This window comes from Nonomuraea montanisoli, from assembly GCF_013363975.1.
Classification (GTDB): Bacteria; Actinomycetota; Actinomycetes; order Streptosporangiales; family Streptosporangiaceae; genus Nonomuraea; species Nonomuraea montanisoli.
The window spans coordinates 252148-265288 of record NZ_JABWGN010000012.1 but is presented as its reverse complement, the minus strand read 5'-3'; the positions used below and the strand labels follow the sequence as shown (position 1 = coordinate 265288).

Below are 13141 nucleotides of genomic sequence, written 5' to 3'. Positions count from 1 at the left end.
CGCGGCCCGATGCGGCGCACCCGCGAGCTGCGACAACGTTGGCCGCGTGATCGAAGTCAACGGACTGACCAAGCGCTACGGCGCGGTGACGGCGGTGCACGACCTCACCTTCACCGTACGGCCGGGGCACGTCACCGGGTTCCTCGGCCCGAACGGCGCCGGCAAGAGCACCACCCTGCGCATGATCCTCGGCCTCAACCGCCCCACCGCGGGCGCCGCCACCATCGACGGCCGCCCGTTCGCCCGCCACCGGGCCGGGCTGCGTCACGTCGGCGCGCTGCTGGACGCGGCCGACGTCCACGGCGGCCGCAGCGCCGCCGCCCACCTGCGCGCGCTGGCGGCCGGCAACGGGCTGCCCCGCCGCCGGGTGAGCGAGGTGCTGGAGGAGGTGGGCCTGGCCGCGGTGGCGCGACGCCGGATCGGCGGCTTCTCCCTCGGCATGCGCCAGCGGCTCGGCATCGCCGCCGCCCTGCTGGGCGACCCGCCCGTGCTGATGTTCGACGAGCCGATCAACGGCCTGGACCCCGAGGGCGTGCGCTGGGTACGCGGCCTGTTCCGGCGCCTGGCCGCCGAGGGACGCACCGTGCTGGTCTCCAGCCACCTGATGAGCGAGATGGAGAACACCGCCGACCGCCTGGTCGTCATCGGCCGCGGCGAGCTGATCGCCGAGGAGAGCCTGGCCGCGTTCGCCGCCCGCGGCGCCGGCGCGTCCGTCACGGTGCGCACTCCCGACCCTGCCGAGCTGGCGGCGGTCCTCGCCCTGGAGGGGGCGACCGTGCGCACGGACGGCGGCGACGCGCTGACGGTGACCGGGGTGGACGCCTCCCGCATCGGCGAGCTGGCCCATCAGCGCCGCATCATGCTGCACGCACTGGCTCCGCGGGCCGCCTCGCTGGAGGAGGCGTTCATGGAGCTGACCGCCGACCGCGCCGACCACCAGGCCGACGTACGGACCGGTGTTCGGCCGGACCGCCGGGCCGAGGCCCTGGCCGGTGGTGCGCGATGAGCGCCGGCCGGTTCCGCGACCTGCTGGCCGCCGAGTGGATCAAACTCTGGTCCCTGCGCTCCACCGCCTGGCTCATCGGTGCGGGCACGCTCGCCATAGTCGCGTTCGCCGCCCAGAGCAGCCTGGACACCTACCAGAGCTGGCCCGGCTTCACCGCGATGGAGAAGGCCATGTTCAACCCCTTGGACGAGGCGTTCAGCGGGGTGTCCGCCTCCCTGCTCATGATCGGCGCCGGCAGCCTGGGCGCCCTGACGATCGTCGGCGAGTACGCCACCGGCCTCATGCGCTTCACCCTGGTCGCCGTACCGGCTCGCCACCGCGTCGTGGCCGCCAAGCTCACCGTCGTGGCCGTGGTCACGCTCGCGGCCGGCGCGATCATCTCGGCGGGCACGTTCGCCGTCAGCCAGGCCGTCCTGTCCGGCCGCGGCGTCGCCGTCTCGCCGGGCGACCCCGGCGTGCTGCGCGTCCTGGCCGCCAACGCCCTGCTGGCGCCGGTGGCCGCGCTGACCGGCATGGGGATCGGCGCGCTGCTGCGGCACACCGCCGCCGCCGTCGTCACCGTCTGCGCCGCGCTGGTCATCGTGCCCAGCTTCTTCCAGCCCACCGTCCACCAGTGGCTCAACGACCTGTACGCCCTGGTGCCCCTCTACGTCTGGCGCACCTGCCTGGGACTGTCCGAGCTGCGCGACAACCCCGCCCTGCCGACGGTGGCCGGCTCGTGGGCCGCCTTCGCGCTGTGGCCCCTGGCCGCCGCTGTCGTGACCTTGATCGTCGTACGTCGCCGCGACGTATGACCGCCCCGAACGCTCATGACCCTTCCGAACAGGAGAAATCACATGACAGCACCGTCGACCCGAGCGCGCCTGCTGGCCGTACCTCTGACGGCCTGCCTGACCCTGAGCGCGCCGGCCTGGGCCACGGCGGCCACCGCCGCGTCCGGCGGGCCCACGGCCGCCGCCACATCCGGCCGGACCACCCCTGCCGCTGCCGCGTCCGGCTGGGGAGCCCCTGCCGCCGCGACCGCGCAACCGACCCCCTCCACCGCTCGGGCCGCAGACGTCCGGCTGGAGCTTCCCCGTCCGACCGGCCCTCACCCGGTCGGACGCGACATCCTGTACCTGGTCGACCGCGGCCGCACCGACCCCTGGGTGCCCGCCTCGGGCCCGCGCCGGCTCATGGTGTCGATGTACTACCCCGCCCGATCCGCCACCGGCGCCCCCGCCCCCTACATGACCACCGCGGAGGCCGCCTCGCTGCTGCGGCGCAAAGCCCCCGGCGTCAAGCTTCCGCCCGAGATCCTCAGCGCCACCCGCACCTACGCCGCCACCGGCGCGGCGCCCGAGCGCGGCCGGCATCCCCTGGTCGTCCTGTCTCCCGGGCTCGGCCTCCCGCGCGCCAGCCTCACCTTCCTGGCCGAGGACCTGGCCAGCCGCGGCTACGTCGTCGCCCTGGTCGACCACGCCTACGAGTCCTCCGGCACCACCCTGCCCGACGGCCGGACCATCACCTGCGCCCCGCTGTGCGACCAGCCCAAGCCCCCGGAAGGCGGGCAGGCGACCATCACCAGGAACCGCGCCAAGGACATCGCCTTCGTCCTCGACGAGCTGACCGGCCGGCACCCCGCCTGGAGGAACGCCCGCATGATCGCTCCCCGGCGGATCGGCATGGCGGGCCACTCCCTCGGCGGCGACGCCGCCGCGGCCACCATGGTCGTCGACAGGCGCGTACGGGCGGGGGTGGACCTGGACGGCACCTTCCACCCCGTCGTCGCCCTCGACCGGCCGTTCCTGCTGCTCGGCAGCAAGGCCGACCATGTCCCCGGCAAGGACGACACCTGGGACGACGGCTGGCGCGAGATGCGCGGCTGGAAGCGCTGGCTCACCGTGGACCGTACCGACCACGCCAGCTTCACGGACCTGACCATCCTGCACCACGCGGTCGGCAGGCCGGGGCCTGACGCCCTGCCGCCGCTGCGCTCCCTGGAGCTCACCCGCGCCTACGTCGGCGCGTTCTTCGACCTGCACCTGAAGGGCAGGAAGCAGCCGCTGCTCGACGGGCCGTCCCCGGCCAACCCCGAGGTCGCCTTCCACAACCCGTAGCCCGCCGGGGCGGCCGTCACCGCGCGGACGGCGTGCTCCGCGCCGGCGTCCTGACGGCCGAGCCCGCCGCGGCCGGCTCCCGCGTGACGCGGCGGCGCCGGCCCGGCAGCGCGAACGTCGGGTTGGCGACGCTCCAGGCGGCGCCCTTGCAGATGAGCTCCTTGTAGACGGCGGCGAGCCGGCCGGTCAGGACGGCCGGCACGGCGCGGTCGTCGGCGGTGACGTACTGGATCAGGCCCTCCTTCCGGCCCAGCGAGACGCACTGGTTGAAGTAGCGCAGCGGCGCGTTCGGCAGCTTCCCGCCGGTCAGGCGCGCCGTGATCGCGTCGGCGGCCTGCCAGGCGGTCGGGATGCCCGAGGCGCACGACATGCGCAGCGGCTTGTCGCCGGGGCCCATCGCCAGGGCCGCGTCGCCGATGGCGTACACGTCCGGGTGCGAGAGCGAGCGCATGGTCGCGTCGACGACGATCCGGCCGGTGCCGGTGACCTCCAGGGCGCTCGCCCGCGCGATCGGACGGACCGCGAAGCCGGCCGTCCACACGGTGACCTCGGCCGGGATGGCGCCGCCGGCGGTGACGACGCGGCCGGCCTCGACGCCGGTGACGGCGGCGTGCTCGTGCACGGTGATCCCGAGCCTGCCGAGGACCGTCCGCAAGTGCGCGCGGCCCTTGGGCGAGAACCCGTCGCCGAGGGCGCCGTGGGTGGCGAGCGCGACGTGGAGGTCCGGGCGGGCCTCGGCGATCTCGGTGGCGGCCTCCAGGCCGGTGAGGCCGCCGCCGACCACCACCACGCTCCGCCCGGCGTCGAGGCTGGCCAGGCGCTCGCGCAGCCGCAGCGCGCCGGGGCGGCCGGCACACAGCGGTGTGAAGCGCCTCACGCAAGGGTCACCAGGAGACCAGGGGCTCTCCGTGGTCGGTGGCCGCCCATCGGGCGGTGGCACGGGCGAGCTTGTCGGGGTTGACCTGGCTGCGGAACGCGGCGATGCCTTCGGCGGCGACCTCCAGGCACATGACGCCGACGACCCGGCCGTCCACGACGGCCACCACGGCGGGGCCGCCGTTGGCGGTCCAGGCGTAGATGGCGGGCGCGCCGCCGACCATGGCGCGCTTGGCCTCGCTGGGTCTGAACATGCCGCGCAGGAACGTCGCGACCGCGGAGGCGCCCTCGAACGCCTTGACCCGGGCCGGGATCTTCCCGCCGCCGTCGGCGACGGCGATGGCGTCGCCGATGAGCAGGCGGACGAGCGGCTCGGTCCGGCCGCTGGCGGCGGCCACCAGGAACTCCTCGACGACGCGCCGGGTGGCGGCCTCGTCGATCTCGGCGCGGGCCCTGCCGTCGGCGACGTGCTTCCTGGCGCGGTGGAAGATCTGCTGACTGGCGGCCTCGGTGATGTCGAGGATCTCGGCGATCTCCCGGTGCGGGTAGTCGAACGCCTCCCGCAGCACGTACACGGCCCGTTCGATGGGGGAGAGGCGTTCCATGAGGGTGAGGACCGCGTACGAGAGCGATTCGCGCTGCTCGGCGGTCTCGGCCGGGCCGAGCATCGGGTCACCGGCGAGCAGCGGCTCGGGCAGCCAGCGCCCCACGTAGGTCTCGCGGCGCGCCCGCGCGGAGGTGAGCTGGTTGAGGCACAGGTTGGTGAGGACCTTCGTCAGCCAGGCCTCGGGGACCTCGATGCGGCCGACGTCGGCGGCCTGCCAGCGCAGGAACGTCTCCTGCACGGCGTCCTCGGCCTCGCCCGCGGAGCCGAGGAGGCGGTAGGCGATGGCCTCCATGCGCGGCCTGGACGCCTCGAACCAGGTGACGTCGTCCGCGGTCAGAACCATGGCCCGATCCTAGTGGAGTCGATCTGGTGGCCCCTCGCGGGACGAAGGTCCGGCGCCGCGGGGCCGGCGGCGGCCTGGGGTGTGACCACGGCGGGCGCCGACGCCGGATCAGAGGCAGCGCCCGCGGTCCTGGGCCGGTACGGGGCGTTCCGCGATCGGCCTGGGGACGAAGTCGCGTGCGTGGGCCTGCCGCTTGATGTGCTTGCCTTCCGTTCCCCAGATCTCGGCCGCCCGGTAGTCGGCCCACGTGGCGGCCCCGGTCCTCAGGTCGACGACGTAGAACTCCTCCCAGTCGCACGGTCCGGGCGGGTAACCGTGGTCGGGCCAGGTCCGGCTCCGCTCGGCGCGGAGGAGCACGCTGTCGCGCCCCAGAGGGCGGACGGCCTGGACGGTCTCCAGGTCGTAGGGCAGCGCGAGATCGGCGAGCGCGACCCGGTGTCCGGGGTGCCGGAGATCCACGCGCTTCAGCCGGTAGCGCAGGTCTCCCACGTCTCCCAGCCGGACGACGCTCACCGCCTCGTCGCCCAGCACCACGGGGCGCGTGCCGTCCTCGGTGTCGCCGTCGCGATGGACCACCGTGAACGGAGCCTTCCAGTTCTCACGAACCAGGAGTTCCTCGCGGCTGAGGACGGTGATCCGGCCGCCATCCGCACGCGCCTCCAGCAGGTCGTCGTTCTGAGCGACGCCGAGGCGGAGACGCGCCTTCGACGACAGATCGATCAGCTCGCCCCCGCGCCGGCGCTCCACACGAACAGCAGCTCGCCATCGCCCTGGAAGCCGAGCTCGACGTTCCACGATTCGTCACCGGGCCGGTAGACCGAGGTGGAGATCCGCTCGGCCGTTCCGCCGGCGAGATCCCTGACCACCAGGGCGCGGTCGGAACGCCGGAGATACGCCAGGCGCCGCCCGTCATCGCTGATGGCGAGGGGCGAGACCGCCTGGCCGCCGTCCTCGGGCACGAAGCCCAGTGCGTCCTCGAACCGCCACTCCTCGCCGGAGCCGCTCCCGACCCGCCAGGGATGATGCGCGGCCGCGGGTTCCCGTACGACGTCGGGGTCGTACAAGACCGCGTAGTCGAGGCGCGGCGCCCTCGTGGCCGGCAACCCGGGCAGCCGCGCCGCCGGCTGCACCGTCGGCCGCGGATCCGGATCCTCCTCGGGCCCGGTCCGTACGCCGAGCACGAGGAAGGAGCCGCCGAGACAGATCGTCGCCAGCCAGGCGCCGAGACGCCTCATGCCGGCGTCCCTGCGCGACGCCCGGCCCGCGAGGGCGCTTCGGGGAGCGGGCGCCATGGTTCCGAGTCCATGGTCGAAAGACGCGCCGCCCGGCCGTGCGGTTCCAGCGGGTCAGTGATCAGCCGGTTCCCACCACACCAGATGGGCGGCCGCCTCGGCCGTCGGCTCGATGATCTCCCACGCCTCGGCGATCAGGCCGTCGTCGAGCCGCCAGATGTCGACGACCGCGATCTCCGGCCCGCCGCCGGGGAGCCGGCGCAGCGAGTGCATCACGACGTGGTCGCCGTCGGCCAGCACGTGCCGGATCTCGACCTGCATGCCGGCGAGCGGGACGAGCGCGGCGCGGACGGCGGCGAGCCATTCCGCCTTGGTCGAGGAGGTCGCGTCCGGCCGGTGGTGGAGGAAGCCGTCGCTCAGCAGCAGCGCGAGCGCGTCGACGTCGCCCGTCGCGACCAGGGCCGTCAGCGCCCGCTGGACGATGGTCTTGTTGTCTGGGGTCGTGCTCTGTGCGGTCACGGGCAGCAGTGTCGCCGTCGTCGCGACGGCTGTCGATGACATCGCATGTCATGGCGTTCCGCCGGCTGAGGAGTAGCATCGGCGGCCATGCGCACGGTCGGGGAGATGCTGCGGCAGTGGCGGCGGCGTCGCGGACTCAGCCAGCTCGACCTGGCGATCGCCGCCGACGTCTCGGCCCGTCATGTCAGCCTGGTGGAGACCGGAAAGTCCAACCCGAGCGCCGACATGATCCTGCGGCTCGCCGCCCAGCTCGACGTGCCGTTGCGTGAGCGCAACCGGCTGCTGCTCGCCGCCGGCTTCGCGCCCCGCTATGCCGAGCGGCCGCTCGACGGGGAGGCGCTGTCGGCGGCCTGGGACGCGGTCGCACGGGTGCTGCGCGCGCACGAGCCGTACCCGGCGCTGGTCATCGACCGCCGGTGGAACATCGTGATGACCAACCGCGCCCTTGACCCGTTCCTCGCGCACGTCGCCCCCGACCTGCTCCGGCCGCCGATCAACATGGTGCGGCTGGGGCTGGACCCGCGCGGGCTCGCCTCGCACATCGTCAACCTGGCCGAGGTGCGCTCGCTGCTCCGTACCCGGATCACGCGTCAGCTCGCCGCGGCACCCGACCCCGAGCTCACCACCCTCTACGAGGAACTGCTGGCATCCGGCCCGGACGAGGTGAGCCACCCGGTCGCGTCCGAGGTCGCGATCCCGATGATCTTCAACTTCGGGGGGCGGGAGCTGCGGCTGTTCTCGACCACCACCACGTTCGGCACGCCGATGGACATCACCCTGGACGAGGTCGCGATCGAGTCGTACTACCCGACGGACGCCGAGACCGCCGCCTTCTTCACCACCTCCGCGACTATTCAGTGTTGCTAGATACCGGTACTCGGCGTTACTGTGTACCGGTAGTCGGCACCACCAAGTAGGCGTGGCCGCCGAACCACCGCGCGGCGGTCGAAGCGATCGAGCGGCACGCCCGGACACCTATCGCAAGGTCGAACACTGAACGTCAGGAGATTCATGATGAGTGGCTTCTCGAAAGCAGGGCTGCGCAGACTGCGCGAGGTGCTGACGCGTCATGTCGAGTCCGGGAGGATCCCCGGCCTGGTCGCCCTGGTCAGCCGGGGCGAGGAAACGCATGTCGAGGCGATCGGGACGATGCGCCATGACGGCGGCGCGCCGATGCGCCGCGACACGATCTTCCGGATGGCCTCGACGACCAAGCCGGTGGCGGTGTCGGCGGCGATGGTCCTGCTGGACGAGTGCCGGCTGCGGCTCGACGACCCGGTGGACACGTGGCTGCCGGAGCTCGCCGACCGGCGGGTGCTGAAGCGGGCCGACGGCCCGCTCGACGACACCGTGCCGGCGCGGCGGCCGATCATCGTGCGGGACCTGCTCACCAGCACGCTGGGGCTCGGGCTGGACATGACGGCGCGGACCGCTCCGATGATGAGCGCGTTCTTCGAGCGGGGGGTCTACGGCCAGGCGGACGGCTGGCTGCTGCCCGAACCGGGACCGGACGAGTGGATGCGCCGCCTGGGCACGCTCCCGCTGATGTACCAGCCCGGCGAGCGGTGGCTGTACAACGTCGGCGACGACCTGCTCGGCGTGCTGGTGGCCAGGGTCACCGGCCAGTCGTTCGAGGAGTTCCTGCGTGAGCGCATCTTCGACCCGCTGGGCATGAAGGACACCGGTTTCCACGTGCCCGACGCCAAGATCGACCGGCTGCCGCCCCTGTACGCCCCCGACGGGCAGAGCGGAGCGTTCAACGTGGAGGACGAGGCCGAAGGGGGACACCACAGCGGGCCCCCGGCGTTCCAGTCGGGCGGCGGCGGACTGGACTCCACCGTCGACGACTACCACGCCTACTTCCGGATGCTGCTCGACCACGGCATGCACGGCACCCGGCGGATCCTGTCCCGGCCCGCCGTCGAGCTGATGACCACCAACCGCCTCACGTCCGACCAGCAGGCCGCCCGAGAGGCCTGGGCCCGCGACGTCTCCCATCTGGCGTACGGCACCGGGCAGCACGGCGGCTGGGGCTTCGGGATGGCGGTGCGCACCTACCGTGGCGACTACGCGCCCGTCGGCCAGTTCGGCTGGGACGGCGGCGCCGGCACCACGACCTACGCCGACCCGGAAAACCGGCTCGTCGGCATCCTGCTCACCCAGACCGGGATGTCCACCCCGGACTCGGCGCGTGCCATCCACGACTTCTGGACCACCCTCTACCAGGCCATCGACGACTGACCCGCCTGCCCGCTCGAGGTCGGCCCGGCAGCGGACCCCCGTCGCGTTGACCAGCCGGACTCCCCGCAGCCGCATGTCCTCGGGTTGCCGGAGGGCGGCGGTGAGCATGGCCTCGAGTGCCCGCTGGGACGTCCGGAGCCCGCTGATCGCCTCCACGATGCGGTGACGCTCCCGCCGCAGGTCGATGACCATTCCGGGGGGAGGTGGACGGTACGAGCCGCTCGCCGCGGACGCGACGATGGAACCCCTTGTGCTCGGAAGAAATCCACGCCAACCGCATCGACCGGCTCGCCCATGAAGCGGCTGTCCGCACGAGCACCGTCAACCTCGGAATGCCCGGCATCCGCAAGACGGCCGGACGACTCACTGGCGCTTCCACCACTCCGGATATCGTGCAGCCGTGACCGGATCCGCACAGCGTCCACTGCTCTTCCTCGACGTCGACGGACCACTCATTCCCTTCGGCGCTCCGTCGCAGCACTATCTGACCTACCAGACCGTCTCGCCGCCGCAAGCAGAAGCAAATCCGCTCTTGGCCAGGATCAATCCCGACCACGGAGCCCGGTTGAAGACGCTGCCCTGCGAGCTGGTCTGGGCCACCAGCTGGATGAACGACGCCAACGAGTGCATCGCACCCCGCCTCGGGCTGCCCGCGCTGGCGATCGTGACCTGGCCGGACGAGCCCGAGACCGAGCGGCAGGACGAACGCGACGGCCTGCACTGGAAGATCCGCACCCTCGTCACCTGGGCAGCAGGACGCCCCTTCGCCTGGATCGACGACGAAGTCACCGCCAAAGATCGCGCATGGGTCTCCGCGCACCATCCAGGGCCGGCGCTCCTTCACCGAGTCGACCCACACACCGGCCTCACCGAGGCCGACTACCTCATCATCGGCCAGTGGCTACGCGGGATCGACGCCACTGCGCCATCGAGTCCCGCCTGAGAGCCTGGGAATCACGGGGACAGTGGAAGACGATCAGGCCCTTGCCGCGTTCATGGCGACCGTGAACGTTGGCGACACCCTCGCCGGTACCGTGGCCGACGTCACGCGATCGGGGGCAACGGTGCTCCTCGATGGCTTCGTTGCCACTGCAGTCGGTGTCATCGGCTCCCTTGATCATTCCTGGCAGTCGCAGGGCAGGCGGGTCCTGCTCTCCCGATCGACGCCTTGAGGAACGCCCAGAGGCTTGTCCGGCATCGTGGCGGCCATCGAGAGTTTCGGCGTCTTCGTCGCTCTGGACGACGGGCCGAAGCACCCCGTCTTCCCCGGCGTCGGCTTCATCACCATGCCCGAGCTGTCCTGGCGCAGCTTCGAGGACCCGTCCGAGATCGTCTCGATGGGAGAGCGCATCACCTGCGAAGTCCTCACATTCGATACCACCAACGGTGAGGCCCGGCTGTCGCTGCGTGCCACTCAACCTGCGTCAACGTGACCCTGACACCGACCGCCTACCTCTTCCGGCGCGGTCACCGGATCCGCGTCCAGGTCTCCAGCGGCGCCTTCCCTCTCTACAACCGCAAACCTCGGCACCGGGCGACATCGCCTGACCGCCACCGAGATGCGCGTCGCGGACCAGCAGGTGCACCACGGACCCGACCATCCCTCGCCGTCATCCTGCCGGTCCGCACAGCCCGCTGACACGGAGCGCGGCGCAGGTGACGCGGTGGCGCGGCTCATGTCCGTGAGCCGGCCAGGAGGAGGAACAGGGGGACACGCGCGCGACGTGCGAACTCGGCCGTGTCACCGTCGAAACGATCGGAGCGGGGAGCGCACTCGCGCAGCGCGGTGACGGCGAAGCGGGCGCGGGTCAGGGCGGTGACGTAGTCCTCGACGGTGCGGTGATACCAGGTGACGGTGTCGCCCATCCAGTCGCGCCGGCGTGCTCCGGTGCTGAAGTAGTCGTCGACGACCCAGTCGGTGCGTGCCTCCTTCGTGGCCTGTGGAGCTTCGTGGGAGGTGATGACGGGGTGGACGACCGTGATCAGCAGCCGCCCGCCCGGCGACAGCGACCGCCGGCAGGCCGCCAGCACGGGGTCGAGATCGGCGACGTAGTGCAGCGCGAGGCGGGAGATGACCAGGTCGAAGGTGTGCGGCGGGGCGGAGAACGTCTCGATGTCCCTTCGTTCCACGCGGCCCGGGGTGCCTCGGAGGGTGGCAGCGGCCGCCCGGGTCATCTCGGTCGAGCCGTCGATGCCGAGATAGCCGCGACAGCCCGCCGCGAGCAGGGGCGGGCCGATGGCGGCGTCCCCGCAGCCGAGGTCCAGCACGCGGAGGCCGGCGACCGGGCCCAGTTCGTCGAGGAACGCCGGCTCCTCCATGACGTGGTTGGGGCTGCGCACCCCGCTGTGGCGGTGCCGCAGGTAGCGCTCCAGCACGTGGGGCGCGTCGTAGAAGGAGCCTCCTCGAACGGGATCAGGCTCCCCGGGCGCATTCGATGTGATCATGATGTGCAGGGTATTCCTGACGATCCGGCTCGTCCGGCGCTACAGCCAGCCGCGTTCCTCGGCGATCAGCGCGGCCTCCGTGCGGGTGGCGGCGCCGACCTTGCCGATGGCCGCCGACAGGTGGTTGCGCACGGTCCCGTTGGACAGGCTCAGCGCCCTGGCGATCTCCGAGACCGTCCCGCCGCGCCGCGCCACGCGCAGCACGTCGCGCTCGCGGGCGGTCAGGGGACTGGCCCCGCTGGTCAGCGACTCGGCCGCCAGCGCCGGGTCCACGACCCGCAGGCCCGCGTGCACCCGCCGCACCGTGTCGACCAGGTGCTCGGGCGAGGAGTCCTTCACCACGAACCCGGACGCGCCGGCCCGCATCGCCCGGGTGAAGTAGCCGGGCCGTCCGAACGTGGTGCAGATGACCACCCGGCACGACGGCAACGCCCGGCGCAGGCGTTCGGTCAGGGTCAGTCCGTCCATGCCCGGCATCTGCACGTCGATCAGCGCGACGTCGGGGCGGGTGCGCAGCGCCGCTTCGAGCGCCTCCTGGCCCGTCGCGGCCTGGGCGGTCACCTCGAGGTCGGGTTCGAGCGCGAGCATCGCGGCGAGCGCCCCTCGTACCAGTGCCTGGTCGTCTGCGAGCAGGATCCTGATCACGCGCGGCTCGCCCGGAGCAGGAAGCCACCCTGCGGCAGCGGGCCCGCCTCCAGCAGGCCGCCCACCGCGCGGAGCCGCTCCGCCAGCCCGGCCAGGCCGTTGCCCGTCGATCCGGCGACGGCGGCGGTGGTGCTGCCGGTGACGGCCGTGGCGTGGCCGTTGTCGCGGATCTCCAGGCAGGTTCCGGTCAGGGTGACCTCGCAGCGGGTGGCGCCGCTGTGCCGGATGACGTTCGTGACGCCCTCGCGCAGCACGTACGCGAACGGCTCCCGGAGATCCTCGGGCACCTGGTCCACGCCCCCGGGCAGCACGGCGGCGATGCCGGCCGCCCGCAGCGCGGCCCGCACCCCGACCAGCTCGGCCGTCAGCGACGACCTGCGGGAGCCCGACACCGTGGCGCGGATCTCCGCATGCGCCTGCCGGGAGAGCCGTTCCACGTCGCGGACCTCGGCGAGCGCCTGCCCGGGGTCGGCGCCGCGCTCCAGCAGGCGGCGGGCCAGCCCCGCCTTGGCGGTGATCGTGGTGAGGCTGTGGCCGAGCACGTCGTGCAGGTCGCGGGCCAGGCGCTCGCGCTCGGCGGCGGTGGCCAGCGCCTCGATCTCCCTGTTGGCCTGGCCGAGCTGGACGAGCAGGCGGATCAGCAGCATCACCGCGACCGGGGTCACGATCTCCTCCAGCGCGCGCGGGACCAGCTCCCACGACAGGCTGCCCGCCGCGCCGTACAGGGTGCCCAGCCGGATCACCACCGCCGCCCCGGCCAGCAGCAGCGCCCAGACGGTGGGCAGCACCCAGGCGGCCGCGCTCAGGGTGAAGCCCCGCAGGACCAGCGGGTCGCCGCCGTGGGCCGCCGGCACGGCCACGCCGAGGGCGAGCAGCCAGAGCAGCACCGCGATCCGGGTCCTGGGAGTCCAGGTCACGCCGTACGCCATGACGGCGATCCAGCTCGCGGCGTACGCCAGCGCCAGCACGGCGGCCAGCGGCCCGCGCCCCGGCCGGAACGCCTCCCACAACGGCCAGACCACCAGCCCGGCCAGCACCGCCAGGCCGCGCGCCCACCGCCACCGCCGGGACTCGCCGCGCTGCGGACGCCACGAGGGCCACGCACGTCGCATGATGTCAGCCTAGGGA

At 72.9% G+C, this 13141-nt stretch carries 18 protein-coding genes; 10 read left to right on the top strand and 8 right to left on the bottom strand.

The window, feature by feature from the left end:
- Nucleotides 1-46 precede the first annotated feature (46 nt).
- Genes HTZ77_RS30960 through HTZ77_RS30950 form a run of 3 tightly spaced genes read left to right on the top strand, consistent with a single transcriptional unit; the run spans nucleotide 47 to nucleotide 3105 of the window.
- Entirely contained in the window at nucleotides 47-1006 is a 960-nt protein-coding gene (locus HTZ77_RS30960) for an ATP-binding cassette domain-containing protein (protein WP_175593234.1), read from the top strand.
- Entirely contained in the window at nucleotides 1003-1800 is a 798-nt protein-coding gene (locus tag HTZ77_RS30955) for an ABC transporter permease (protein WP_175593233.1), read from the top strand. The genes HTZ77_RS30960 and HTZ77_RS30955 overlap by 4 nt, the downstream gene beginning before the upstream one ends.
- Nucleotides 1801-1842: 42 nt before the next feature.
- Entirely contained in the window at nucleotides 1843-3105 is a 1263-nt protein-coding gene (locus tag HTZ77_RS30950; RefSeq protein WP_175593232.1) for an alpha/beta hydrolase family protein, read from the top strand.
- A 16-nt stretch (nucleotides 3106-3121) separates the two neighbouring features.
- On the opposite strand, the gene HTZ77_RS30945 is transcribed toward HTZ77_RS30950, so the two are convergent.
- From HTZ77_RS30945 to HTZ77_RS30925, 5 genes are all read right to left on the bottom strand, one after another.
- Complete coding sequence (locus HTZ77_RS30945) at nucleotides 3122-3982, bottom strand: FAD-dependent oxidoreductase (RefSeq protein WP_328808861.1); 861 nt, start codon at nucleotides 3980-3982, stop codon at nucleotides 3122-3124.
- 7 nt (nucleotides 3983-3989) lie between these two features.
- Entirely contained in the window at nucleotides 3990-4931 is a 942-nt protein-coding gene (sigJ, locus tag HTZ77_RS30940) for an RNA polymerase sigma factor SigJ (RefSeq protein ID WP_175593231.1), read from the bottom strand.
- Nucleotides 4932-5039: 108 nt separating this feature from the next.
- Complete coding sequence (locus HTZ77_RS30935) at nucleotides 5040-5678, bottom strand: hypothetical protein (RefSeq protein WP_175593230.1); 639 nt, start codon at nucleotides 5676-5678, stop codon at nucleotides 5040-5042.
- Nucleotides 5651-6166, bottom strand: coding sequence for a TolB-like translocation protein (locus HTZ77_RS30930; protein WP_175593229.1), 516 nt, complete (start codon nucleotides 6164-6166; stop codon nucleotides 5651-5653). Before HTZ77_RS30930 ends, HTZ77_RS30935 begins: the two co-directional genes overlap by 28 nt.
- A gap of 111 nt (nucleotides 6167-6277) precedes the next feature.
- Nucleotides 6278-6682 carry a nuclear transport factor 2 family protein gene (locus HTZ77_RS30925; RefSeq protein ID WP_328808860.1) on the bottom strand — a complete coding sequence of 135 codons (405 nt, stop codon included), beginning with the start codon at nucleotides 6680-6682 and terminating at the stop codon, nucleotides 6278-6280.
- Nucleotides 6683-6769: 87 nt separating this feature from the next.
- On the opposite strand from HTZ77_RS30925, the gene HTZ77_RS30920 reads away from it, so the two are divergent.
- The 7 genes from HTZ77_RS30920 to HTZ77_RS48820 all read left to right on the top strand — a co-directional run bounded on the left by HTZ77_RS30920 (nucleotide 6770) and on the right by HTZ77_RS48820 (nucleotide 10562).
- Nucleotides 6770-7549, top strand: a complete 780-nt coding sequence (locus HTZ77_RS30920; RefSeq protein WP_175593227.1) for a helix-turn-helix domain-containing protein — start codon at nucleotides 6770-6772, stop codon at nucleotides 7547-7549.
- A gap of 144 nt (nucleotides 7550-7693) precedes the next feature.
- Nucleotides 7694-8923 carry a serine hydrolase domain-containing protein gene (locus HTZ77_RS30915; protein ID WP_175593226.1) on the top strand — a complete coding sequence of 410 codons (1230 nt, stop codon included), beginning with the start codon at nucleotides 7694-7696 and terminating at the stop codon, nucleotides 8921-8923.
- Between the two features lie 248 nt (nucleotides 8924-9171).
- Nucleotides 9172-9327 (top strand): hypothetical protein, encoded by a 156-nt coding sequence (locus HTZ77_RS30910; protein ID WP_175593225.1) that lies wholly within the window; start codon nucleotides 9172-9174, stop codon nucleotides 9325-9327.
- Entirely contained in the window at nucleotides 9324-9866 is a 543-nt protein-coding gene (locus HTZ77_RS30905) for an HAD domain-containing protein (protein ID WP_175593224.1), read from the top strand. The genes HTZ77_RS30910 and HTZ77_RS30905 overlap by 4 nt, the downstream gene beginning before the upstream one ends.
- 22 nt (nucleotides 9867-9888) lie before the next feature.
- Nucleotides 9889-10095, top strand: coding sequence for a hypothetical protein (locus tag HTZ77_RS46760; protein ID WP_175593223.1), 207 nt, complete (start codon nucleotides 9889-9891; stop codon nucleotides 10093-10095).
- Nucleotides 10096-10110: 15 nt separating this feature from the next.
- Nucleotides 10111-10356, top strand: a complete 246-nt coding sequence (locus tag HTZ77_RS46755; protein WP_235995422.1) for a S1 RNA-binding domain-containing protein — start codon at nucleotides 10111-10113, stop codon at nucleotides 10354-10356.
- Nucleotides 10353-10562 carry a CocE/NonD family hydrolase C-terminal non-catalytic domain-containing protein gene (locus HTZ77_RS48820; protein ID WP_205303954.1) on the top strand — a complete coding sequence of 70 codons (210 nt, stop codon included), beginning with the start codon at nucleotides 10353-10355 and terminating at the stop codon, nucleotides 10560-10562. The genes HTZ77_RS46755 and HTZ77_RS48820 overlap by 4 nt, the downstream gene beginning before the upstream one ends.
- Nucleotides 10563-10597: 35 nt before the next feature.
- On the opposite strand, the gene HTZ77_RS30885 is transcribed toward HTZ77_RS48820, so the two are convergent.
- The 3 genes from HTZ77_RS30885 to HTZ77_RS30875 are packed head-to-tail and all read right to left on the bottom strand — an operon-like array spanning nucleotide 10598 to nucleotide 13125.
- A complete protein-coding gene (locus tag HTZ77_RS30885; protein ID WP_175593222.1) occupies nucleotides 10598-11368 on the bottom strand; it encodes a class I SAM-dependent methyltransferase in 771 nt (256 codons plus the stop codon).
- 39 nt (nucleotides 11369-11407) lie between these two features.
- Nucleotides 11408-12013: a response regulator transcription factor gene (locus HTZ77_RS30880; protein ID WP_175593221.1), complete on the bottom strand. Its 606-nt coding sequence runs from the start codon at nucleotides 12011-12013 to the stop codon at nucleotides 11408-11410.
- Nucleotides 12010-13125 (bottom strand): sensor histidine kinase, encoded by a 1116-nt coding sequence (locus HTZ77_RS30875; protein WP_175593220.1) that lies wholly within the window; start codon nucleotides 13123-13125, stop codon nucleotides 12010-12012. Before HTZ77_RS30875 ends, HTZ77_RS30880 begins: the two co-directional genes overlap by 4 nt.
- Between the last annotated feature and the right edge of the window lie 16 nt (nucleotides 13126-13141).